At 65.1% G+C, this 23,073-nt stretch carries 25 protein-coding genes; 11 read left to right on the plus strand and 14 right to left on the minus strand.

The annotated features are described in order from the left end of the window. Window positions 1-175: 175 nt before the first annotated feature. The 8 genes from NLM32_RS11105 to NLM32_RS11140 all read right to left on the minus strand — a co-directional run bounded on the left by NLM32_RS11105 (window position 176) and on the right by NLM32_RS11140 (window position 7,545). Window positions 176-376 carry a hypothetical protein gene (locus tag NLM32_RS11105; RefSeq protein ID WP_027532768.1) on the minus strand — a complete coding sequence of 67 codons (201 nt, stop codon included), beginning with the start codon at window positions 374-376 and terminating at the stop codon, window positions 176-178. Window positions 377-670: 294 nt separating this feature from the next. Next, entirely contained in the window at window positions 671-2,812 is a 2,142-nt protein-coding gene (gene flhA / locus NLM32_RS11110) for a flagellar biosynthesis protein FlhA (protein ID WP_254129017.1), read from the minus strand. Window positions 2,813-3,158: 346 nt separating this feature from the next. Next, entirely contained in the window at window positions 3,159-3,458 is a 300-nt protein-coding gene (locus NLM32_RS11115; protein ID WP_254129018.1) for a copper-binding protein, read from the minus strand. Between the two features lie 17 nt (window positions 3,459-3,475). Further along, a complete protein-coding gene (locus NLM32_RS11120) occupies window positions 3,476-3,931 on the minus strand; it encodes a cupredoxin domain-containing protein (protein ID WP_254129019.1) in 456 nt (151 codons plus the stop codon). A 32-nt stretch (window positions 3,932-3,963) separates the two neighbouring features. Beyond that, window positions 3,964-5,295, minus strand: coding sequence for a copper oxidase (locus NLM32_RS11125; RefSeq protein ID WP_254129020.1), 1,332 nt, complete (start codon window positions 5,293-5,295; stop codon window positions 3,964-3,966). A gap of 13 nt (window positions 5,296-5,308) precedes the next feature. Then, window positions 5,309-6,730 carry a TolC family protein gene (locus NLM32_RS11130; protein ID WP_254129021.1) on the minus strand — a complete coding sequence of 474 codons (1,422 nt, stop codon included), beginning with the start codon at window positions 6,728-6,730 and terminating at the stop codon, window positions 5,309-5,311. A 9-nt stretch (window positions 6,731-6,739) separates the two neighbouring features. After that, window positions 6,740-7,021, minus strand: a complete 282-nt coding sequence (locus NLM32_RS11135) for a hypothetical protein (RefSeq protein WP_254129022.1) — start codon at window positions 7,019-7,021, stop codon at window positions 6,740-6,742. Between the two features lie 77 nt (window positions 7,022-7,098). Beyond that, window positions 7,099-7,545, minus strand: coding sequence for a hypothetical protein (locus NLM32_RS11140; RefSeq protein WP_254129023.1), 447 nt, complete (start codon window positions 7,543-7,545; stop codon window positions 7,099-7,101). Between the two features lie 148 nt (window positions 7,546-7,693). On the opposite strand from NLM32_RS11140, the gene NLM32_RS11145 reads away from it, so the two are divergent. Together NLM32_RS11145 and lspA are read left to right on the plus strand one after the other, a co-directional pair. Beyond that, window positions 7,694-8,959, plus strand: coding sequence for an MFS transporter (locus NLM32_RS11145; protein ID WP_254129024.1), 1,266 nt, complete (start codon window positions 7,694-7,696; stop codon window positions 8,957-8,959). Next, the gene (lspA, locus tag NLM32_RS11150; protein WP_254129025.1) at window positions 8,949-9,449 is read left to right on the plus strand and encodes a signal peptidase II; all 501 of its coding nucleotides are present in this window, start codon (window positions 8,949-8,951) and stop codon (window positions 9,447-9,449) included. Before NLM32_RS11145 ends, lspA begins: the two co-directional genes overlap by 11 nt. Here lspA and NLM32_RS11155 read toward each other — a convergent pair. Together NLM32_RS11155 and NLM32_RS11160 are read right to left on the minus strand one after the other, a co-directional pair. Then, window positions 9,446-9,853: a DUF4864 domain-containing protein gene (locus NLM32_RS11155; protein ID WP_254129026.1), complete on the minus strand. Its 408-nt coding sequence runs from the start codon at window positions 9,851-9,853 to the stop codon at window positions 9,446-9,448. The two genes, lspA and NLM32_RS11155, sit on opposite strands and share 4 nt — an antisense overlap. A 65-nt stretch (window positions 9,854-9,918) precedes the next feature. Continuing rightward, the gene (locus tag NLM32_RS11160; protein ID WP_254135285.1) at window positions 9,919-10,557 is read right to left on the minus strand and encodes a TetR/AcrR family transcriptional regulator; all 639 of its coding nucleotides are present in this window, start codon (window positions 10,555-10,557) and stop codon (window positions 9,919-9,921) included. 242 nt (window positions 10,558-10,799) lie between these two features. Here NLM32_RS11160 and NLM32_RS11165 point away from each other — a divergent pair, with 242 nt between their 5' ends. From NLM32_RS11165 to NLM32_RS11175, 3 genes are read left to right on the plus strand one after another with little or no spacing between them, the layout of a single operon-like run. Further along, window positions 10,800-11,297, plus strand: a complete 498-nt coding sequence (locus tag NLM32_RS11165) for a (2Fe-2S)-binding protein (RefSeq protein ID WP_254129027.1) — start codon at window positions 10,800-10,802, stop codon at window positions 11,295-11,297. Continuing rightward, window positions 11,294-12,346 carry a xanthine dehydrogenase family protein subunit M gene (locus tag NLM32_RS11170; RefSeq protein WP_254129028.1) on the plus strand — a complete coding sequence of 351 codons (1,053 nt, stop codon included), beginning with the start codon at window positions 11,294-11,296 and terminating at the stop codon, window positions 12,344-12,346. Before NLM32_RS11165 ends, NLM32_RS11170 begins: the two co-directional genes overlap by 4 nt. Beyond that, a complete protein-coding gene (locus tag NLM32_RS11175; protein WP_254129029.1) occupies window positions 12,339-14,600 on the plus strand; it encodes a xanthine dehydrogenase family protein molybdopterin-binding subunit in 2,262 nt (753 codons plus the stop codon). Before NLM32_RS11170 ends, NLM32_RS11175 begins: the two co-directional genes overlap by 8 nt. Window positions 14,601-14,646: 46 nt before the next feature. Here NLM32_RS11175 and NLM32_RS11180 read toward each other — a convergent pair whose 3' ends face one another. Continuing rightward, window positions 14,647-14,799, minus strand: coding sequence for a hypothetical protein (locus NLM32_RS11180; RefSeq protein WP_254129030.1), 153 nt, complete (start codon window positions 14,797-14,799; stop codon window positions 14,647-14,649). A gap of 146 nt (window positions 14,800-14,945) precedes the next feature. Then, window positions 14,946-15,494: a cupin domain-containing protein gene (locus NLM32_RS11185; protein ID WP_254129031.1), complete on the minus strand. Its 549-nt coding sequence runs from the start codon at window positions 15,492-15,494 to the stop codon at window positions 14,946-14,948. Window positions 15,495-15,642: 148 nt separating this feature from the next. Here NLM32_RS11185 and NLM32_RS11190 point away from each other — a divergent pair, with 148 nt between their 5' ends. Further along, window positions 15,643-16,971 (plus strand): aspartate aminotransferase family protein, encoded by a 1,329-nt coding sequence (locus NLM32_RS11190; RefSeq protein WP_254129032.1) that lies wholly within the window; start codon window positions 15,643-15,645, stop codon window positions 16,969-16,971. Between the two features lie 70 nt (window positions 16,972-17,041). Further along, window positions 17,042-18,307 (plus strand): D-amino acid dehydrogenase, encoded by a 1,266-nt coding sequence (locus NLM32_RS11195; RefSeq protein ID WP_254129033.1) that lies wholly within the window; start codon window positions 17,042-17,044, stop codon window positions 18,305-18,307. Between the two features lie 165 nt (window positions 18,308-18,472). On the opposite strand, the gene NLM32_RS11200 is transcribed toward NLM32_RS11195, so the two are convergent. Then, on the minus strand, window positions 18,473-19,114 hold the full coding sequence (locus NLM32_RS11200) for a helix-turn-helix domain-containing protein (RefSeq protein ID WP_254129034.1): 642 nt from the start codon (window positions 19,112-19,114) through the stop codon (window positions 18,473-18,475). 179 nt (window positions 19,115-19,293) lie between these two features. Between NLM32_RS11200 and NLM32_RS11205 the strand changes: the two genes are divergently transcribed. The 4 genes from NLM32_RS11205 to NLM32_RS11220 are packed head-to-tail and all read left to right on the plus strand — an operon-like array spanning window position 19,294 to window position 22,755. Next, window positions 19,294-20,052 carry an ABC transporter substrate-binding protein gene (locus tag NLM32_RS11205; protein ID WP_254129035.1) on the plus strand — a complete coding sequence of 253 codons (759 nt, stop codon included), beginning with the start codon at window positions 19,294-19,296 and terminating at the stop codon, window positions 20,050-20,052. A 24-nt stretch (window positions 20,053-20,076) separates the two neighbouring features. Next, window positions 20,077-20,730 carry an amino acid ABC transporter permease gene (locus tag NLM32_RS11210; protein WP_254129036.1) on the plus strand — a complete coding sequence of 218 codons (654 nt, stop codon included), beginning with the start codon at window positions 20,077-20,079 and terminating at the stop codon, window positions 20,728-20,730. After that, window positions 20,727-21,458 carry an amino acid ABC transporter ATP-binding protein gene (locus tag NLM32_RS11215; RefSeq protein ID WP_254129037.1) on the plus strand — a complete coding sequence of 244 codons (732 nt, stop codon included), beginning with the start codon at window positions 20,727-20,729 and terminating at the stop codon, window positions 21,456-21,458. The genes NLM32_RS11210 and NLM32_RS11215 overlap by 4 nt, the downstream gene beginning before the upstream one ends. Window positions 21,459-21,471: 13 nt before the next feature. Beyond that, entirely contained in the window at window positions 21,472-22,755 is a 1,284-nt protein-coding gene (locus NLM32_RS11220) for an FAD-binding oxidoreductase (RefSeq protein ID WP_254129038.1), read from the plus strand. Window positions 22,756-22,809: 54 nt separating this feature from the next. Here NLM32_RS11220 and NLM32_RS11225 read toward each other — a convergent pair whose 3' ends face one another. Beyond that, complete coding sequence (locus NLM32_RS11225) at window positions 22,810-23,025, minus strand: hypothetical protein (RefSeq protein WP_254129039.1); 216 nt, start codon at window positions 23,023-23,025, stop codon at window positions 22,810-22,812. Window positions 23,026-23,073 lie beyond the last annotated feature (48 nt).

Consider the following 23,073-nt stretch of genomic DNA (forward strand, 5'->3'; position numbering starts at 1 on the left):
CTACCCATCCTACCGATCTACCGATCCGTCATTGCGCTACCCCAGACATGAGAAAGCGCCCGTGGGGGGCGGGCGCTTTCTGTAGTCGACTTGGGGTTGGGGTCGTCTACATATCCACGTGGCGACTTTGGGGGGCTGGTAAAGAGCCGCGTGAATTCCTGAAACTCATATCTCCTTAGCGAACGAGCGATGCGTTCGAGCTGGTGATCACGACCGGCTTGCCGGCCTTGATGACGCGGGCGGTCTGCGTCAGGCCGTCGTCCGAACCGGTGCGTGCCGTAATGCCGAAGCCTGCCACCGCGATCCCTGCAACGAGGGCCACGACCACGATCTTCAGGTGGGTCGAGCGATCTGCGCTGTAAATCGAGTGGTTCATGGAAGGCTCCTGCCGCCATCTACCCGAAGTAGTCGCCACCTTTGTTAGGCAGGTTCATGCTTCCGGTGCCCAACAACCTAGTATTGGGGGGATTCGTTCCCAAGGGGCGATCACAAGAGCGTGACACGACGTGAACGATCGCGATCAAGAACGAGGCTCGATCGTTCGATTTCGTAGTTATTTCAAAGCTGTAATGTGCCTGGAGGGCGCCTTATCGGCCTTTGGTCGACAAGGCGCCAGGAACTCAAAAACCATTTGCCTGTGGCTGAAAAACACACGGCTTCTTAAGGCAAATCAGATGCTTCCGACCGTTTTCAGCCTCGCGCGGGGGTGTATTTCGGCCTGCGACAGCACGGTCGTCTGGGCCCGGAACCGTTCGACCAGGGACCGGACGAAGGGACGAATTGCCGCAGATGTCACCAGCACCGGCGCCTCGCCTTCGCGGGCGGCGCGCTCGAAGGCCTCGCGCACACCGGTCATGAACTCTGACAGTTTCGAGGGTTGCATCGCGAGGCTGCGCTCTTCGCCCTGACCCACGATGGACTCGGCAAAGGCCTGCTCCCACCGCGCAGACAGTGCGATCAGGGGCAGATAGCCGTTGTAGGACGTATTCTGCGCGCAGATCTGACGCGCCAGGCGAGCGCGGACATGCTCGACCATGGTCGCGGGATTGCGCGAGAAGGCGAGCGAGTCGGCGATGCCTTCGAGGATGGTCGAGAGGTCGCGGATCGAGATACGCTCGGCGAGCAGCAGCTGCAGCACGCGCTGGATGCCGGAGACGGTAACCTGTGCGGGCACGATGTCCTTGACCAGTTCGCTCTGCTCCTTCGGCAGCTCCTTGAGCAGCTTCTGCACCTCGCCATAGGAGAGCAGGTCCGACATGTTGGCCTTGAGCAGCTCGGTGAGGTGGGTCGAGAGCACGGTCGCGGCGTCGACGACGGTGTAGCCCTTGAGCGAGGCCTCTTCCTTGAGGCTGGCATCGACCCAGGTCGCGGGCAGGCCGAAGGTCGGCTCGGTGGTGTGGATGCCGGGCACCTGCACCTGGCTGCCGCCGGGGTCCATGACCATGAACTGGTTCGGCCAGATCTTGCCGGTGCCGGCGTCGACCTCCTTGATCTTGATGATGTAGGTGTTGGCCTCGAGCTGCACGTTGTCGAGAATGCGCACCGCCGGCATGACAAAGCCCATCTCGATCGCGAGCGAGCGGCGCAGCGCCTTGATCTGCTCGGTGAGGCGGTCGGTGCCGTCGGGGCCATTGACGAGCGGCAGCAGGGCATAGCCGAGCTCGATCTTGAGGTCGTCGATCTTCAGCGCGGCGGAGATCGGCTCCTCGGCTGCGGCGGCGCCCGCGGCTCCGGGCTGCCCGGCAGCGGGCGCGGCCTTGGCGGCTTCCTCGGCCTTGATGCTCGTGCGCTTGTGGTTGCGGGCGTTCCAGGCGAGCGCGCCGGCACCGGCGCCGAGTGCGAGGAACGGAATGGTCGGAATGCCCGGCAGCGCCGCCAGCACCAGCATGACCGCCGAGGACATCGCGAGCGCCTGCGGATAGCCGGAAAACTGCTTCATCAGCGCCTTGTCGGCGGCGCCGGAGACGCCGGCCTTGGAGACGAGCAGGCCCGCCGCGGTCGAGACGATCAGCGCCGGCACCTGGGTGACGAGGCCGTCACCGACGGTCAGCAGCGTGTAGCTGCGGCCGGCGTCGGCGAAGGACAGGCCCTGCTGCGCCACGCCGATGATCATGCCGCCGACCACGTTGATGAAGACGATCAGGAGGCCGGCGATGGCGTCGCCGCGGACGAATTTCGAGGCGCCGTCCATGGCGCCGAAGAAGCCGCTCTCGTCCTCCAGCTCCTTGCGCCGCTGCTTGGCGACCTTCTCGTCGATCAGGCCGGCGGAGAGATCGGCGTCGATCGCCATCTGCTTGCCGGGCATGGCGTCGAGGTGGAAGCGGGCGGCGACTTCGGCGATACGGCCCGAACCCTTGGTGATGACGACGAAATTGACGATGATCAGGATGGCGAAGACGATGATGCCGATGACGAAATTGCCGCCCATCACGAAGCTGCCGAAGGCTTCGATGACGTGACCGGCGGCATCCGTGCCCTCGTGCCCGTGCGACAGGATCAGGCGGGTCGAGGCCATGTTGAGCGACAGCCGCAGCATGGTCGAGATCAGCAGGACGGTCGGAAATGCCGAGAATTCCAGCGGCGTCTGGATGAACAGCGACGTCATCAGGATCAGGATCGAGAGCGTGATCGAGATCGCCAGGAACAGGTCCAGCACGATCGCCGGCAGCGGCAGGATCAGCACCACCAGGATGGTGAGGATGCCGAGCGCCAGCGCGATGTCGCCGCGCTTGAGGATAGTGACGATTTCGTTGAGGGAGGGGAGGCCCGGCTTGGCGCTGCCTACGCCCTGTCCCGCGGTGACGTCGACCATGGTAGCTGCCTCCCCGCGCGACTGCCGTCCGCGCGCCCCAAACGTCTGCGCGGCGGCCGATGGGCCGCCGTTCCGAAAGTGAGGCACCGCACTGGCGTCCACGGGAGCTCCCGTTCTACGCGTCTGACGACACTCGACTTCACCCGGCAATTCTTGCCGGGTGTATGGTTAGCAAAGGGTTAACGGCGGGGTGCGGCAGGAGGTCGGGCCGGGGTATTTCGGGGGCCCCGGTGGTCATTCCGGGGCGCCCGAAGGGCGAGCCCGGAATCCATCGGGCCGCAAGTCCGGTGGATGAATGGATTCCGGGTTCGCGCCAAGGGGCGCGCCCCGGAATGACGACCGAGCCTTACTTCGCTCTCTCCAGCTTCGTCACCGTATACCCCGAGGCTGCCTCCTCGGCTTCAAACGATACCTTGTCGCCGACCTTCACCTGCTTGAGCATGGCGGGATCCCTGACGCGGTAGACCATGGTCATGGGCTCGTCCATGCCGAGGCTTTTGGCGGGGCCATGCTTCAGCGTGATCTTGCCGGCGCTTTCGTCGATTTTCTTGACCTCGCCGCTGATGGAGGCGGCTTGCGCCAGCGAGCTCACGGTCAGGCCCAGCGTCAGCGCGAGTGCCGCGGTCATGCGCATGATCGGCTTCATGATTGTCTCCATTGTTCTCACTTCACGGTGACGTGGCCGACCATGCCGTAGTCGCGATGATCGGGGATCAGGCAGGAAAATTCGAAGGTGCCGGCTTTGGTGAACTTCCAGACGATCTCGGCGGTCTTGTTCGGCGCAAGCCGTACGCCGTTTGGATCGTCGTGCTCCATGTGCGGGTGCTTCTTCATCACCTCGGCATGCGCGAGATTTTCCTTCGTGGTGGCGAGCAGGAATTCGTGATCCTCCCTGCCGACATTGCGCAGCACGAAGCGGATCTGCTCGCCGCGTTTCACATTGATGTTCGACGGCTCGTAGGACATCTCGCTCAACGCGATCTCGATGGTGCGCGCCGGCTTTTTGGGATCGCCGGGCTCGCCGGCCGAGAAGCCGTGATGGTCGTGCCCCTCGTGCGCGAACGCGGGTGCGGCCGACAGCGCGGCCAGCGTCAGGGCGAGTTTGATCGTCTTCGTCATTGTGGTCTCCAGTTGGTGGTTCATCAAAGCGCTCACATCTTCATCTTGTGCGCGGGCGAGGCCGGCGGCCGCGCCGGCTCCGCCGCGGGGGAAGCGACCTCGTAGGCGACGGTGCCTTGCGGGAATTGATAGGGGCCGGGATCGCGATAATCGTCGCGGGCGAGGTCCTCACGGATCTTCATCACCGTGAACATGCCGCCCATCTCGATCGGCCCGAACTGGCCGGCGCCGCTCATCATTGGCAGCGTGTTGTCGGGCGCCGGCATCTCCATGTTGCCCATCGCCATGCCGGACTGGCCCATCACCATGGCGTCGGGCGCAAGCTTGCCGACCGCCCTGGCGAGATCCTTGCGCGAGACGCCGATCATGTTGCGCATGTCGTGTCCCATCGCATTCATGGTGTGGTGCGATTTGTGGCAGTGAAACGCCCAGTCACCGGGGTTGTCGGCGAGGACGTCGAACACGCGCACGGCGCCCACCGGCACGTCGGTCGTCGTCTCCGGATATTGCGCGCTCTCGGGAATCCAGCCGCCGTCGGTGCAGGTCACGGCAAAGCTGTGGCCATGCAGATGGATCGGGTGGTTGGTCATGCTGAGATTGCCGATGCGCACGCGCACCTTGTCGCCGAGCCGGACCGGCAGCGGATCGATGCCCGGAAACACCCGCGAATTCCAGGTCCACATGTTGAAGTCGGTCATCTCGTTGACCCGCGGCAGATAGGTGCCGGGATCGACGCGATAGGTGCTCATCACGAAGACGAAGTCGCGGTCGACGGGGCGGAAGTTCGGATCGCGCGGGTGCACGACGACCATGCCCATCATGCCCATCGCCATCTGCACCATCTCGTCGGAATGCGGGTGGTACATGAAGGTCCCGCTTTTCTTCATCTCGAACTCGTAGACGAAGGTCTTTCCCGGCTCGATATGCGGCTGCGTCAGTCCGCCGACGCCGTCCATGCCGCTCGGCACGATCATGCCGTGCCAGTGCACGGTGGTGTATTCGGGCAGGCGGTTGGTGACGAAGATGCGAACCTTGTCGCCTTCGACCGCCTCGATCGTCGGCCCCGGCGACTGGCCGTTGTAGCCCCAGAGATTGACCTTCATGCCCTCGGCGAATTCGCGCACGACGGGCTCGGCGACGAGATGGAATTCCTTCCAGTCGCCGTTCATGCGGAACGGCAGCGTCCAGCCGTTGAGCGTGACGACGGGACGGTAGTCGGGGCCGCCGATGGGATGCAGAGGCGGCTGCATCACCGCCTTGTCCATGTGTGCCGCTTCCGGAATCGATGCGGCTTGCACGCGGCCGCTGACGGCTGACGCGCTCACCAGCGCGGCCGTGCCCAAAAATCCTCGACGGGAAAACATGCTGGCCTCCGTGTCAGTGGCCGCCATCGGCAGGTGCCGCCGCGGCGATATTGGTTGGGTTGTCGCCGCCGGCAGCAGGCGCGCCGCCACCATTGACGGCGGTTTGCAACTCGGACTGGGCGAGGAAGAAGTTTTGCCTGGCGTCGATCGCGCCGCGCAGGGACGCGAGGCGTTGTCGTGCCTCGGTCAGGAGCGCGAAAATGTCGACCTGCATGCTGGAGAAGCGCAACTGCATCTCCTCGGTGATGATTTTTCGCAACGGCAAGATCTCGCGCTGGTAGTGGCTCGCGATATCATAGGTGGAGCGATAGACCCGGTAGGCATCGCGCGCTTCCGAGCGGACGTTCACAGCACGCTCGGTCAGGCGGTTGAAGGCGAGGTTGTAGGTCTCCGCCGCTTGCCGCACGCGCACCTCGCCGCCGTCGAAGATCGGGATCTGGAACTGCACGTCGAAACCGCGCTCGCGGAACGGGGCGCTTTCCGGATCCTGGGTGCGGCGTGAGATGCCGGCGAGATCGAGCAGCGTGACGAAGCGGGTCGCCTCGGTGAGGTTCAACGACTTCGCCAGTGCCGTCAGCTCGAGCCGTGCGATCTGCAGGTCGATGCGGTGGGCCACCGCATCGGCTTCGATCGAGGGCAAGGCCTGCGGGCGTGGCAGCGGCGGCAATGCGTTGGGCAGACGGAAGTCGAGACCATCGTCCCACAGCCCCATCAGTCGTGCCAGTTTTTCGCGGGCGCTGGTCGCAGCTTGCCGCGCGGTGGCGAGATCGGCTGTGGTCTCGGCGTAAAACACCTGCTCGCGGGCCTGATCGAGCTTGTTGACCGAGCCGGTCTCACCGAGCTTGACCGCGAGCTGCGCAGTCGATTCCGCCGTCGCTTTCGCGTCGGTCAGCAGCACCACCATCTCGTTGCCGGCTACCGCGCGGACGTAAGCGCGCCGCACGTCGGCAGCGAGCCGCAATGTCGCCAGCGCCGCGCGCAATTGCGCTTGACGAAAACGCTCGCGCGCGATGTCGGAGCGGAACGGCAGCGTGGCCAGCGCCAGGATGTCGCCGACGACCTGGCGCTCGATCTCGCTGGCGCCATTCCCCGAGATTCGCGAGACCGAGAACACGGGATTGGGCGGCAGGCTCTGCTCGATCAGGTCGGTCTCGGCCAGCGCCAGCTCGTTGTAGGCGGCCTGCAGTCCCTTGTTGTTGAGCAGCGCGACCTGCACGGCAGTCTCTGCGGTCAGCGTCCGCGACAGCAACTGGCGAACGCGGGCGTCGACCGCACCGGCCCCCTCCGCCGTTCGCACGAAGGCGACGTCTTTCTTGATGGTCTGGCTCGTCAGCTCGGAGACGGCCGTCATGCCGCTGTCGGGCGAGAACGCGGCGCAGCCGGAGAGGCTGAGCGCGCCGAGAACGAGCAGGACTCGCGCCAAATGATGTGCCATGGCGCGCGCCTACTGGTCTTGCTTCGGCTGCGGTGTGACCGCGTCGTTGCGGTCTTGCCACGGCGCGGGCGTCGCGGGCCGCAGGCTCGTATAGGCGACCGTCGAGCGGTAGCCGACGTGCGATGCCTTTGCCGCGGGATCGGCAGGATCCGCGGTGGCGACAGACGTCGTTGCCGGCATGCAGCCCGATAGCGCGAACGCGATCGCGGCCAGCAGCGGCCAATGGAATAGAAAGTATCCTCCACGCGCCGCAGATGCGGCGGCGGACTTCGCCCCGAGAAGCGTAAGCATGAATCATCCTGATCTGTCTGGAGACCACAGGTTCGCGCGCGCGGATTGCGCGCTCGGCCTGACCTCGTGGAATCAGATCAGATGATGGGAGGGCGGTAGAGCAGGGGCGGCGCCGCGCTGTGCAGGCTGGCCACGATCTCAGGCGCACAGCTGGACACCGGCTGAAGCGGCTTTGCGAAGCTCGGCAGATCGGCCGGCAGCGCGGTGACGCACATCATCGCGCAGCACGGGCCAACCTTGCCCTTGCCGTCATGATGATGCGGGGCAGGCGTGTCCTGCGCGGAACTCTGGTGATGCGCATGCATCCCCGCGTGGTCATGCGTCACGTCGCCATGCATGTGGCTGGCCGACATCTGATGATGCACAGGCACGAGGTCGGCGAGCAGGGCGTCGTCGTCGAGGCACGGCGCTGGACCGCTGCCCCAGGCGAGGCTTGCCGCCGGCGCGAGCACGCAGAACAGATAGGCCAGCGCTATGAAGCGCCCCACCCTGATCCGCATCGATCGCGTCAATTGCAACAACATTCCGACAGCATGCTCCGCGCGGCAATGTTGCACACGCAGATTGCAAACTAATGGCAAAGCGCGAGTTCGCCAAGCGCCTTCTTACCGCAGTGCACCGCGCATGCCCATTATCGCGGCACGATGCTTGACCGCGAGGCGATCCGCGAACATGGTCCGCGCCGTGCACGCACCAAATCACCCCGGACAGAAATCGGCCTCATTCACCCCTGACTCGCGTCAGGCCTGGGTGCGGCTGTTGCTCGCACTGGTGATGGGCTCGATCGGCGGCGTCGGCATGTGGGCGGTCGTCGTGGTGATTCCGGTGGTGCAGGCCGAGTTCGCCGCCACGCGCGGCGCGGTGTCGCTGGCCTTCACGCTGATGATGTTCGGCTTCGGGCTCGGCGGCGTGATCGCGGGCAAGATCACCGACAAGTTCGGCATCGTGCCGGCCATGGCGATCAGCATCGCCTTTCTCGGCGTGGCCAATACGCTCGCGGGACTGTCGACCCAGCTCTGGCAGTTCGTCGCCGCCTATTTCCTGATCGGGCTCGGAACGTCCGCGACGTTCGCGCCGCTTATGGCGGAGGCCTCGCACTGGTTCGAGCGCTATCGCGGCCTCGCCGTGACCATTGTCGCGAGTGGCAATTACGTCGCCGGCACGATCTGGCCGCCGCTCGTCAACACCGGCATTGAGAGGATCGGCTGGCGCTATACCCATATCGGCATCGGTCTCGTCTGCGTGGTGTTGATGTCGATCCTGGTTCTGGTTCTGCGCGCGCAGATGGGCGATGACAAGGTCCGCAATCACGCCAATGCGGCGCCGCCCCGTGTTGATCTCAGGCTCTCGACCAACACGCTGACGGTGCTGCTCTCGATCGCCAGCATTTCCTGCTGCGTCGCCATGGCGATGCCGCAGGTGCATATCGTCGCCTATTGCGGCGATCTCGGTTATGGCGTGGCGCGCGGTGCGGAAATGCTGTCGCTGATGATGGCCTGCGGCATCGTCAGCCGGATCGGCTCGGGCTATCTCGCGGACAGGATCGGCGGCATCCCGACGCTGCTGATCGGGGCATTGGCGCAGGGCTTCGCGCTGGTGTTCTACCTGTTCTTCGACAGTCTTGCCTCGCTCTATCTGATCTCCGCGATGTTCGGCCTGTTCCAGGGCGGTATCGTGCCGAGCTACGCCATCATCGTGCGTGAGGCGATGCCGGCCAGCGAAGCCGCAACCCGCGTCGGCATCGTGATCTTCGCCTCGGTGTTCGGCATGTCCTTCGGAGGCTGGGTGTCCGGCATCATCTTCGACGCCACAGGCTCCTACGCGGCCGCGTTCGCCAACGGCGTGGCGTGGAATGCCCTCAATGTCGGCATCGTGCTGATGCTGTTGATCCGGGCGCGGATGAATTCGGTCAAGACGGGTCCGGGTTTTGCGACTTAGGACGACGCCACATGTCGGCGTCCGCTGGATCTGGCTGGTCCTTGTTGTCGTGCTGCTGGATCAGGGTACGAAGCAGCTTGCCGTCGGCTTGCTGGAGCCCGATCGTCCGATGATCATCTTCTCGTCCACGGCATTGCCATCCGTCGACCTTGTGCTGTCCTACAACAAAGGCATCTCGTTCAGCTTCCTGCGGTTTGCCGACGATGCGCAGCGCTGGCCGCTGGTTGGCCTCTCGCTTCTGGCCTGCGGACTATTGGCCTGGTGGCTCCGCCGCGTGGCATCTGGCCAGCCGATCCTGGCAACCGGACTTGCCCTGGTCATCGGCGGCGCGCTCGGCAATATGCTGGACCGCGCGCGGATCGGTTCGGTGATCGACTTCGTTCACCTCTCCTACCACGCCTGGTCCTTCGCCATTTTCAACGTCGCCGACACCGCAATCACCCTGGGCGCCGTCGCGACCGTGGTGTCCTTATGGCTGGAGGCGGCTTAGACCGCCTGTCCCGCCTTCAGCAGCGAGCAGCCGGTGATCTTGTAGCTTCCGTCCGGCTGCTGCTCGAGCGTGTAGAGCGCTTCCCAGGCTTCACCATTGGCATCGATGATGTGAACGCGCTGGGCAATTGAGCTGCCCTCGATCCTGCTCTCGCCGAACTCGAAGCTCTTGTGGCGGTAGACCGGCGCGTAGCCCTTCTGCACCATGGACATGAAGATGTCGGGCGCGGGGAAGATTTCCCTGATCGCCGGCGCGGCCTGGGAATAGGCCGCAGCCGCATCGTCTCGCGCAAAAGCTTGTTCCTGAGCCCGGATCACGCCTTGCGCCGTCGCGACATCGTCGGCGCGCGCAGAGAAGGAGCTGCAAGCAAGACTGAGAACGACCAGCAAGGCGGCAATGCGCATGGCAGGCTCCGCGTTGACATCCCGGCGATGCTGATCCTAGCACGGCCTTGGCAAATACGGACGCGCTATCGCTTCGGTTTCAACGCCGTCTTCGCGCGCTTGGTGGCGCGCGCCTTGGCTTTTGCGACGGGCTGCACGCGAAGACCGTCGACGAACACGTCGAGCGTCCGCAGCACCGAGGATTGCCAGCCGGGCTGGTCGTGCATGTAGCACATGCCGATCAGGGCCCTGAACAGGTCTTCCGGACTGATATCGGCGCGCATCTGGCCAGCCGCGACGGCGCGATCGAGCAGCGAGCCGACCGCCCTGGTCAGACGGTCCATCGAGAACGCCGCGAGTTCAGACGAGCTCTGGAACGTCAGCGCCAGCGCGGCCGACATTCCCTTTTTCGTGGCGACGAATTCGACGGTAGAGCCGAGCCAGCGCCTGAGCGCATCGACCGGGTCCTTGGCGTTCTTCAACTGCTCGGCAAGCTCGCTGAGCTGTTCGACCTCGCGCCGGTACACCGCTTCGAACAGATCCTCGCGCGTCGGGAAATGCCGATACAGCGTGCCGATGCCGACGCCCGCGCGTTTGGCCACGGCCTCCAGGCTTGCCTCGGGGCCGCCGGCGTTGAACACGAGCTTGGCCGCTTCGAGCACGCGCTCGCGATTGCGCACGGCGTCGGCGCGGGGCTTGCGGGTCTGGTCGGTGTGGTCGTCCATGCCGGCAATGTAGATCACGAATTGGTTAGATTGAACCCTTGCAGGGCTGCATCGCGTTGTCTGCCCACGGGCTTTTGACGAATTCCAAATATTTTCCGACGGCCCTTGTTAAGCGGAGGGTGCCTCCGTATCTTCGCTGGGTGCCGGTGCGGACTTCGGGTCCGGGCGGCGCGATATCGACGGCGGCCACGGCGGTGGCGCGCCGAGCGATGAGCCATGTCCATATCTGATCGGAGCCTTATATGAACCACTCCATCAGCCTCACCGTGAACGGCACGCGGCGCGATTTCGTCCTCGACGATCCGCGCGTTACGCTGCTCGATCTCCTGCGTGAGCGCCTCCATTTGACCGGAACCAAGAAGGGATGCGATCGCGGCCAGTGCGGTGCCTGCACCATTCTCGTCGACGGCAAGCGCATCAATTCCTGCCTCGCACTCGCCATCAGCCATGACGGCGCCGACATCCTCACCATCGAGGGCGTCGCGCGTGGCGACCAGCTTCATCCGGTCCAGGCCGCGTTCATCGCCCATGACGGATTCCAGTGCGGCTTCTGCACGCCCGGCCAGATCATGAGCGCAATCGGCCTGATGCAGGAAGCCCAGGCCGGCAACGATCCCGAACGCATCCGCGAATGCATGAGCGGCAATCTCTGCCGCTGCGGTGCTTACGCCGGCATCGTTGATGCCGTGCTCGAGGCGCAGGCCGGTGCCGACGAATCCAGCCAGAGGCGCTCAGCATGAAACAGTTCGATTACATCAGGCCCGCCACGGTCGCAGAGGCCGTCGCCGCCGCAGCCCAGCCGGGCGCGACCTATCTCGCTGCCGGCACCAATCTGCTCGACCTGATGAAGGGCAACGTCAGCCGACCCGATCGTTTGGTCGACGTCACGCATCTCGACGGTCTCGATCAAATCGAGACTCTCGCCGACGGGTCGTTGCGGATCGGCGCGCTCGTCAGCAATGCCGATCTCGCGCATGATGCGGAGTTCGCAAAATCCTATCCGGCCGTCGCGGAAGCGCTTCTCTCTGGCGCCTCCGCGCAACTGCGCAACGCCGCGACCGTGGGCGGCAATCTGCTGCAGCGGACCCGTTGCGCCTATTTCTACGACACCGCCAGCCGCTGCAACAGGCGCGAGGCCGGCAGCGGCTGCGACGCCCGCGACGGCGAGAACCGGACGCACGCCGTGCTCGGCTGGAGCGAGAGCTGCATCGCCACGCATCCGTCCGACTTCTGCGTACCGCTTGTGGCGCTCGGCGCCATCGTCGAGATCGAGGGCAGAAACGGCCGTCGCGAGATCGCACTCGACGAATTGCATCGCCTGCCCGGCGATACGCCTGAGCGCGAGTCCGTGCTCGAGCCCGGCGATCTCATCGTTGCGGTGCGCCTGCCGCCCGCAGCGCGTGGTTTCGCCGCGCATGCGCGTTATCTCAAGGTGCGCGAGCGCACCTCCTACGCATTCGCCATCGTCTCGGCTGCGGCGGCGCTGCGGATCGAGAACGGCAAGATCGCGGAAGCGCGACTTGCGCTCGGCGGCGTCGCCGCAAAGCCCTGGCGTGCCCGCGCCGCGGAAGACGTCCTCAAGGGCGTCGCGCCAACGGCGGATGCCTTCCAGGAAGCCGCCTGGCGCGCGCTCGCCGACGCAAAGCCGTCCGGCGACAACGGCTACAAGATCGAGCTGGCGCGCCGCATCGTCGTGCGCGCGCTGACCCTCGCCGCTGCCGGTACGCCTGCGCGCATCCCCGCGCTGCCGGCATCCCCCTTTGCTTCGTCTGGAGCCATTCATGCCTGAGCTCAATCTCACCAGCGCTCCCGCCCATCTCCGTCACGGCTCGAGCATCGGCCAACCCCTGACCCGCCGCGACGGCGTGCTCAAGGTCAAGGGACAGGCGACTTACGCGGCCGACAATCATCCGCCCGGCATGCTGTTTGCGGTGATGGCCGTGTCCAGCATCGCGCATGGCCGCGTGACCTCGCTCGATGTCGCGGCCGCCAAGCGTCATCCCGGCGTCGTCGACGTCATGACGGCGGACCACAAGCCGCAGCTCGCGATCGATCCGGAGATCAAGACCAATCCGTTCGTGTTCCGGATGGAGGTGCTGCAGAGCAACGAGGTTCGTTACGCCAACCAGCCCATCGCCGTCGTGATCGCCGAGACGCTCGAGGCGGCGACCGAGGGCGCGGTGCTGCTGGCGCCGCGTTATGAAGCGCTGCCCGCGCTCGTCGGGCTTGATGCTGGTGAAAGCTACGTGCCGCCCGTCGTTGGTGTCGGCAACCCAACCGAAAATCACCATGGCGATGTCGCGGCAGGGCTTGCATCAGCGGACAAGCAGATCGACTCGATTTATGAGACGCCCGCGCAATATCACAACGCGATGGAGCCGCACGCGATCGTGGCTCACTGGAACGGCGACAGTCTTCAGATCGACATGCCGACCCAGGGATTGATGTTGTCCCTGGCGCGTGTTGCCGAGCTATTCGGCATTCCCCATGACAAGATCCACATCCGCAGCCCGTTCCTCGGCGGCGGCTTCGGCTCGAAGGGGCTGATGGCGGGGCCTCCGGTCCTCGGCATCATGGCGGCAAAGCTGGTCGGCAAGCCGGTCAAGCTCGTGCTGCGCCGCGAGCAGATGTATGGCCCGGTCGGCCATCGCGCGCCGACGCGTCAGCGCCTGCGCATCGGTGCCGACGCTGAGGGGCGCCTGACCGCGCTCGATCACCACGCCCGCACCGTGTCGAGCACGTTCGACGATTTCTACGAACCGGCGGCTGACGCCTCGCATACGCTCTATGCGGCGCCTGCGATCCGCACCTCGCATGACGCCGTGCGCGTCAACACCGGCACGCCATTGTTCATGCGTGCCCCGGGCGAAGCAACGGGATCGATTGCACTGGAAAGCGCGATCGACGAGATGGCCTGGGCTTGCGGTATGGATCCGCTGGCCTTCCGCCTGAAGAACTATGCCGAGGTCGAGCCGATCACCGGCAAACCGTTTTCCTCGAAAGCGCTGCGTGCCTGTTACGATCAGGGCGCGGCGCGTTTCGGCTGGGCGAAGCGCGCGCTCCAGCCGCGACAGATGCGCGATGATGCCGGACTTCTGGTCGGCTGGGGGATGGGCACCGCGACGTTCCCCGCGCTGATGTTCCAGGCCGAAGCGCGCGCGGCGATCCGCCGTGACGGCACGGGGGCGATGGAGATCGGAGCGCACGATATGGGGCAGGGCGCCTGGACGGCACTTGCCCAGATCGCGGCCGACGCCGTCGGGCTCGATATCGATCGCGTCACGTTCAAGGCTGGCACGTCCGACCTGCCGGACGCCGGCATCGCCGGCGGCTCGGCGCACACGGCGACCGCGGGCGCTGCGATCCACAGCGCGGGCGCGGCCGTCATCGCCAAGCTCGCCGACCTCGCCACCAATGACGAGCGCTCGCCGTTGTTCGGCGCCGGCAATGCCGGCGTCATCGCGCGCGATGGCCGGTTGATCCGGCGCGACGACGAGAGCCGCGGCGAGGGCTACACCGAGATCCTCGCGCGGGCAGGCGTCGCCGAAATCGAGGCCCGCGGCACCGGTGCGCCGAATCCGGCAGCGATGGAAGAGTATGCGATGCATGCCCATGGTGCGGTGTTTGCCGAGGTGAAGGTCGACCCCGAGCTCGGCCAGATCCGCGTCACCCGCATGGTCGGCGCCTTCGCCGCGGGACGCATCGTCAACCCGCATCTGGTGAAGAGCCAGCTGTTCGGCGGCATGATCTGGGGCATGTCCTTTGCGCTGCACGAAGAGGCCATCACCGACCGCCGCAGTGGCCGGATCATGAATGCCAATCTCGGCGAGTACCACATTCCGGTGAATGCCGACGTGCCGCCGCTCGACGTGATTACGGTCGAGGAGCACGATCCGCACGTCAACGCGCTCGGCATCAAGGGCGTCGGCGAGATCGGCATCACCGGCAGCGCCGGCGCGGTCGCCAATGCCGTCTGGCACGCGACCGGCGTGCGGGTGCGCCGCTTTCCGATCAGGATCGAGGAACTGCTGGTGCAGGGCTGAAGCAAGCAAAAGGCGGGACGAGATCATCTCGTTCCGCCGCGTATCGCTAATGCAGCTTCTTGCGGAGTGCCCTAAGCGCTTCGCGCTGCGTCTCGATGTAGTCGGCAATGGCCCTGCGCAGCTCCTCCGAGTGGAGCTTGTCGGCGTCGCGCTGCACTTCGTCGAGCGCGGCCTCTGCATTGGCGAGCGTGATCTTCATCTGCGAGCCTGGTTATGAAGCGGCGCCGGAATGTCTCTCGGCTACGGCTCGCAACATATAGAGGACGGACGCGCGGAAATTGAGATGCATCAAGCTCCGTAAGACACCGGGGCACTCCGTAGGATCCCGGATAACACTGGTGCGCTCTAAAACGTCGGCGGCGTGCAAGCCGAGATCACTTCGCAAGCCTTGCCGCCGACGCAGCGAAAGCGATGCGGACGGCGGCTCTCGAAATAATAGGCATCGCCCGGATTGAGAATGCGGCGCTCGTCCTCGACGGTGACTTCGAGCTTTCCCGAAATCACGATGCCGCCTTCCTCGCCGTCATGAACGAGATGCACGCGCCCGGTGTCGCTGCCGGGCTCGTAGCGCTCTTTCAGGATCTGCAGGCTGCGGCCGAACAGATTGTCGCCGATCTGGCGATAAGAGATCGGCTTCTTGCCGACCTCGGTCAGCTCCTCCGAGCGATAAAAGATCTTGCGCCGCGTCTCTGGCTCCAGGGCGAAGAACTCGGCAAGCCCCATCGGGATCCCGTCGAGGATGCGCTTGAGCGCGCCCACCGACGGGTTCATCTGGTTGGATTCGATCAGCGAAATCGTCGAATTGGTGACGCCGGCGCGCTTGGCGAGTTCGCGCTGCGACAGCTTCTGGCGCGCCCGGATGAATCGCAGCCGTCCACCGATGTCGACGCTCATGCCCAAATCCCTGTTGCAGGTGTTGCGGATCGCGCAAATATGGACCGGCAGGCCTAGTGAAATCAATGGCTTGCAGATCGTCAGAAAAGGACTTGTTGCGCTTTGGAAGCCGTGCCTCTGCTATCCCGTCAGCAAAGGAGCGTGGCCCGTGACCCTTCATCAGATTCCGAACACTATCAAGACCGACTCGTTCTGGATGCCGTTCACGGCCAACCGTCAGTTCAAGAAGGCCCCGCGGCTGTTCTCCTCGGCCGAGGGCATGCACTACACCACCGTCGACGGCCGCAAGGTGATCGATGGCTCCGCCGGCCTCTGGTGCGTCAATGCCGGCCACGGCCGCAAGCAGATCGCCGCCGCCGTCGAGCGGCAGCTGATGACGCTGGATTTCGCACCGACCTTCCAGATGGGTCATCCGCTGGCATTCGATTTCGCCGAGCGCCTTGCCGAGATCGCGCCCAAGGGCCTCGATCGCATCTTCTTCACCAACTCCGGCTCTGAATCGGTCGACACCGCGCTGAAGATCGCGCTCGCCTATCATCGCGCCAACGGCCAGTCGAGCCGCACCCGCCTGATCGGCCGCGAGCGCGGTTATCATGGCGTCGGCTTCGGCGGCACCTCGGTCGGCGGCATGGTCGCCAACCGTCGCGCCTTCGCCACGCTGCTGCCGGGCGTCGATCACATCCGCCATACCCACGATCTCTCCCGCAACGCCTTCGCCAAGGACCAGCCCGAACACGGCGCCGAGCTCGCCGACGATCTCGAGCGTCTGGTGGCCTTGCATGGTGCCGAGACCATCGCCGCCGTCATCGTCGAGCCGGTGCCGGGCTCGACCGCGGTGCTGCCGCCGCCGAAGGGCTATCTGCAGCGCCTGCGCGGGATCTGCGACAAGCACGGCATCCTCCTGATCTTCGACGAGGTCATCACCGGTTTCGGCCGTCTCGGCACGCCGTTCGCCGCCAATTTCTTCGGCGTCACGCCGGACCTGATGACGACGGCCAAGGGCATCACCAACGGCACCATTCCCTGCGGCGCCGTGTTTGCGAGCCGCAAGGTTCATGATGGCATGATGGTCGGGCCGGAGAATGCGATGGAGCTGTTCCACGGCTACACTTATTCCGCGCATCCGACCGCCTGCGCCGCGGGTATCGCGACGCTCGACATCTACAAGGATGAGGGGCTGCTCACGCGCGGTGCGACGATGGCCGAATACTGGCGCGATGCGCTGCACTCGCTCAAGGGTCTGCCCAACGTCGTCGACATCCGCAATTGCGGCCTGATGGGCGCGGTCGAGCTCGCGCCGCGTGACGGCGTCGTCGGCGCGCGCGGCTACGACGTCATGGTCGACTGCTTCAACACCGGCCTCTATCTGCGCATGAGCGGCGACAGCTTTGCGATGTCGCCTCCGCTCATTGTCGAGAAGAGCCACATCGACCAGATGGTCTCGATCCTCGGTGACGCCATCAAGAAGGTGGCCTGATAATTGCTCTCGCCGTTGCAGGGTTCTATCTTGCAGCGGCGCGCGTGATGCCGCGGGAGTTTGACCAAGCGTGAAAGTTCTGATCCTCGGCAGCGGTGTCATCGGTGTCACCTCTGCCTACTACCTCGCCCGTGCCGGCCACGAAGTGACGGTCGTCGATCGTCAGCCCGAACCGGCGCTGGAGACCTCCTTTGCCAATGCCGGCGAAGTGTCGCCCGGCTACTCCTCGCCATGGGCCGGCCCCGGCGTGCCGGTGAAGGCGGTCAAATGGCTGCTGATGAAACACGGCCCGCTGGTGATCCGGCCGAAGCTCGACCCCGTGATGTGGGTCTGGCTGCTCAAGATGCTGCGCAACTGCACCAGCGCGCGCTATGCGGTCAACAAGAGCCGGATGATTCCGATCGCGGAATACAGCCGCGACTGCCTGCGCGATCTGCGCCGCGATATCGGCATTCAATATGACGAGCGCTCGCAGGGCACGCTGCAGCTGTTCCGCTACCAGGCGCAGCTCGACGGCACCGGCGAAGACGTCGCGGTGCTCAAGCAGTACGGCGTGCCTTATGAGACGCTGAGCCGCGAGGGCTGCATCGCGGTCGAGCCGGCGCTTGCGGGCGTGAAGGAAAAATTCGTCGGCGGGCTTCGGTTGCCGCAGGACGAGACCGGCGACTGCCACCTGTTCACGCAGGCGCTTGCCAAGCATGCCCAGGCGCTGGGCGTGCGCTTCATGTTCAATACCGGCATCGATCGTATCGTCACCGATGGCACGCGCATCAGTGGCGTCGCGACCAGCGCGGGTCTGTTGCAGGCGGACGCTTACGTCCTCGCGCTCGGAAGCTATTCGTCCCGGATGGCGGCGCCGCTCGGCATCTCGCTGCCGGTCTACCCGGTGAAGGGATATTCGATCACGGTGCCGATCAAGGAGGCATCCGGCGCGCCGGAATCGACCGTGATGGACGAGAGCTACAAGGTCGCGATCACGCGCCTCGGCAATCGCATCCGCGTCGGCGGCACCGCCGAGATCTCGGGCTTCTCGACCAAGCTCTACGAAGCCCGCCGTGCCACGCTCGATCACTCCCTGACCGATCTGTTCCCGCGCGGCGGCGATCTCTCCAAGGCGACGTTCTGGAGCGGCCTGCGCCCGATGACACCGGACGGCCCACCTGTGATCGGCCCGACGCAATACGCCAACCTCCACCTCAACACCGGCCACGGCACGCTCGGCTGGACCATGTCCTGCGGTTCGGGGCGCGTGCTCGCGGATATGCTGTCGGGCAAGAAGCCGGATGTGGATGTGAGTGCGCTGACGGTGGATCGGTACGCGCACAGGTTTGGCTAGGCGTCCTCCTGCGAATCTATCCATCACCGCCACCGTGAGGTGGCCCTTCAGCGGCCCTCGAAGGGCGACGGCCCAGCTCTATCGGGGCCGTGCATCCTTCGAGGCTCGCTTTGCTCGCACCTCAGGATGACGGGGTTTGGGGGGCGCTCGCTGCGTGAAAGGAAGCTACCCAGCCCCCGTCACGCAATTCACCCACAGCACCACGGCCTTCGCATCCTGCGCCGGATTGGAAAACCGGTGCGGCCTGCGGCTCGCGAACCGAAAGCTGTCGCCGGTCTTCAGCGACCAGGTCTCGCTGTCCACCGTCAGCATCATCTCGCCTTCGAGCACGAGGCCGGCCTCTTCGCCGTCATGGGTGTAGAGCTCGTCGCCGGTCGAGCCGCCGGGCTCCAGATGCACCAGAAACAGGTTCAGCTTGTTGTCGGCATTCGCGGGGCTCAGCAATTGTTTGGACACGCCGGTGCGCCACAGTTTCAGCTCGGGCCGCTGCGATCCGCGCGTAACGACCTGATCGGACGCGCCGTCGGCGCTCGGGCTGGCGCCGAACAGTGCGGCGATGCCGACGCCGAGCACGTCGGCGAGCGTAGCAAGCACGCGTAGTGATGGCGACGAAAGGCCGCGTTCGATCTGGCTGAGGAAGCCGATCGACAGGTCCGTGCGCGCCGCGACCGTTTCGAGCGAGAATTGCCTGACGCGTCGGAGATCCCTGATGCGACGGCCGACCGCGACGTCCATTGCCGGCTCCGCCGGCTTCGCGGTAGCCTTCTTGACCTTCCTGGCCGGCTTTGCGGCGGCCGGTTTGCGCATTCTTTTGCCACCGCTCACGTCAAACCGCTTCCTTCATGTGCATGAAAACCGCTTGCGTCGTCCGCGAAAGTGTGACCAAATTTTCATATTGGTGAAAATAGGCCGAAACGGCTCGGTCCGCAACGTCTGCGATCACGACGTGCGAGCGCCGCCACCGGCCGGACCCAAAGGGGGATGCGATGAAGCGTTTTGGTCTGGCCGCGGTCGCGGCACTCGCGATTGCAGCGGTGACGCCGGCATCGGCGCAGCAGGTGCTGAAGGTCGGCTCGACGCCGACCGGCATCCCCTTCACCTTCCTCGACACCAAGACCAACAGCATTCAGGGCATCATGGTCGATCTCGTCACCGAAATCGGCAAGGATGCCGGCTTCAACGTGCAGATCGAGCCGATGCAGTTCTCGGCACTGATCCCGTCGCTGACCTCGAGCAAGATCGACATCATCGCAGCTGCGATGTTCATCACGGCGCCGCGCAAGGAGGTCGTCGATTTCTCCGACCCGATTTACACCTACGGCGAAGGCCTGGTGGTGCCGAAGACCGACACCAAGGCCTACGCCACGCAGGACGATCTGAAGGGTGAGACGGTCGGCGCGCAAGTAGGCACCGCCTTCGTCGACGCGCTGAAGAAGACCGGCCTGTTCGCCGACGTCAAGGCCTACGACACCATCCCCGACATCCTGCGCGACGTGAACACCGGCCGCCTCAAGGCCGGCTACGCCGACTATCCGATCCTCGCCTACAACATCAAACAGGGCGGCTTCCCCGAGGTGCGGCTTGTCGACGGCTACAAGCCCGTCACTGTCGGCTCCGTCGGCATCGGCGTGCGCAAGGGCGAGGCCGCGCTGCTCGGCAAGATCAACGCCTCGCTGGCGAAGCTCAAGGCCAACGGCACCATCGACAAGATCCTCGACAAATGGGGCCTGAAGGCACAGGGCTGATAGAGGCTGATCGCAGGCTTTCCGATGAAAGGCTTCTGGCACGACGCCGTCGAGTTCTTCCCGATCCTGATGAGCGGCGTCGCGCTGACGATCGTCGTCACCATCGGCTCGCTGCTGCTCTCGACGGTGCTCGGCCTGATCTGGGCGATGATGCGGGTCTCCGGCATCAAGGCACTGTCGATGCTCAGCGCCAGTCTGATCAACGTGATCCGCGGCATTCCGATCATCGTGCTGCTGTTCTACCTCTACTTCGTGATGCCCGATCTCGGCGTCACGTTGTCGGCGTTGCAGGCCGCGATCCTCGGGCTCGGCATCGCCTATTCGGCCTATCAGGCCGAAAACTTCCGCGCTGGCATCGAGGCCATCGACAAGGGCCAGATCGAGGCGGCGCAGTCGATCGGCATGGGCTGGTGGCTCACCATGCGCCGCGTGGTGCTGCCGCAGGCGGTGCGCATCGTGCTGCCGCCCTACGGCAACGTCATGATCATGATGCTGAAGGATTCCTCGCAGGCGTCCACCATCACGGTCGCCGAGCTTGCGCTTCAGGGCAAGCTGATCGCGTCCTCGACCTTCAAGAACACCAACGTGTTCACGCTGGTGGCGCTGATGTATCTCACCATGAGCATTCCGCTGATCCTGTTGGTCCGGCACTTCGAGAAGCGGGCGGGCAAGCGATGATCGAGCTGAACGACGTCCACAAGAGCTTTGGCAAGGTCGAAGTGCTCAAGGGCATCACGGCTTCCGTGCAGAAGGGCGAGGTGGTCTGCATCATCGGCCCGTCGGGCTCCGGCAAGTCGACCATCCTGCGCTGCATCAACGGGCTCGAAAGCTACGACCGCGGCGAGATCAGTATCGAAGGTCTGAAAGTCGACCGCGATGCGCCCTCGATCGTGAACATCCGCACGCAGGTTTCGATGGTGTTTCAGCGCTTCAACCTGTTCCCGCATCGCACGGCGCTCGAAAACGTTATCGAAGGGCCGTTGTTCGTGAAGAAGGAGCCGCGGGCCCAGTCGTTCGAGCGCGGCCGCGCGCTGCTCGCGCGCGTCGGACTTGCCGAGAAGGCCGACGTGCATCCACCGCAGCTCTCCGGAGGTCAGCAACAGCGTGTCGCGATTGCCCGGGCGCTGGCGATGCAGCCCAAGGCGATCCTGTTCGACGAGCCGACCTCGGCGCTCGATCCGGAACTCGTCGGCGACGTGCTCGGCGTGATGCGCAAGCTCGCCGATGAGGGCATGACCATGGTCGTCGTCACCCATGAGATGGGCTTTGCCCGCGACGTTGCCGACCGCGTGCTGTTCATCGATGGCGGCGTCATCGTCGAGCAGGGGCCTGCCAAGGCGTTGCTCAACCAACCCCAGCATCCGCGCACGCAGGATTTTCTGCGCCGCGTGCTGCATCCGCTCTGACCGGACTCTTGCAATGACGCGCCTGCCTCTGCCGCCCTGGCTCTATGCCGACACCGCCGTTGCGCCGGTGGCCACGCCGCCGCTCGATGCAGACAAGACCGTCTCCGTCGCGATCGTCGGTGGCGGCTATACGGGGCTTTCCACGGCGCTGCATCTGGCGGAGCAAGGCGTCGAGGCGCTGGTGCTGGAGGCGCAGGAACCGGGCTGGGGCGCGTCGGGCAACAATGGCGGCCACACCAATCCCGGCCTGAAGCACGATCCCGATCAGATCGAGGCCGATTTCGGCGCTGAGCTCGGTCGCCGCATGATCGAGTTCTCCTATGGCACGACGAACTTCACGCATGATCTGATCCGCCGTTACCAGATCCCGTGCGAGGCGCGGCAGAACGGCACGCTGCGCGCGGCCTATAACGAGGCCAGCGCCGCCGCAATCGAAAAGACCGCGCAGCAATGCATCCGCCGCGGCATGCCGGTGTCGTATCTGAACCGCGAGCAGCTGCGCGAAATGACCGGAACGGATCGCTACATCGGCGCCATGCTGGATAGCCGCGGTGGCGACCTGCATCCGCTCAGCTATGCTCGCGGCCTCGCGCGGGCCGCGATCTCGGCGGGGGCCAAAGTCTATGGCGAGACGCCCGCGCTGTCGCTCCGGCGCGACGGCAGAAGCTGGCGCATCGAGACGCCGCGCGCGGTGGTGCATGCCGACAAGGTGCTGCTTGCAACCAACGGCTTTACGGACAATCTCTGGCCGGCGCTCCGTCGCACCATCGTGCCGGTGTTTTCATCGATCGCCGCCACCGCGCCGCTCTCGGACGACGTCGCGCGCGCGATCATGCCGACGCGGCCCGTCCTCTACGAGAGCGGCCATATCACGGTCTACTACCGCATAGATCAGAACAACCGCCTGCTGATGGGCGGCCGCGGGCCGATGCGCTGGATCAACTCGCCGAACGACGTCGCCTATCTCATCCGCTACGCTGAGCGGTTGTGGCCGCAGCTCAAGGGCGTGGCCTGGACCCATGGCTGGAACAGCCGGCTCGCGATCACCAAGGACCACTATCCGCATGTGCATGAGCCCGCGGAGGACATCCTGATCTCGCTCGGTTGCAACGGTCGCGGCGTGGCGCTCTCGACCGCGATGGGTGCGCAGCTCGCGCGCCGTCTGATCGGTGGTGCCAAGGCCGAGATCGACATGCCGGTCACCGGCATCAAGCCGATCGCGATGCATGCGTTCTGGCCGGTCGGCGTGACCACCGCGGTGATCACCGGCCGCGTGCGCGACCGGCTCGGCATATGAAGAAGGCGCCGCTCGACGAGAGAGCGACGCCTTGCATGATCTACAGATTGAATGTCAGCAGCGACCCTGCTTCCACAGGCCGGGCGGGCACCCGTGACCGCGCCAGCCGACCTTGCGGCCATGCGACCATCCGGGCGGCGTGCCGTGATGATGATGGCCCATTCCGTGACCATGACCACCGTGTCCGTGTCCGCCCCGGGCCAGTGCGGGACTGGTGAGTGTGAGGCCGGCTGCGACGATCAGCGATGCCGCCAGCGCAAGTTTCTTCATAAAGGTCCTCCATCGGGATGAGCGCACTTGTCCGTTCAACAAACTGAC

This window comes from Bradyrhizobium sp. CCGUVB14 (genome assembly GCF_024199935.1).
GTDB lineage: Bacteria > Pseudomonadota > Alphaproteobacteria > Rhizobiales > Xanthobacteraceae > Bradyrhizobium.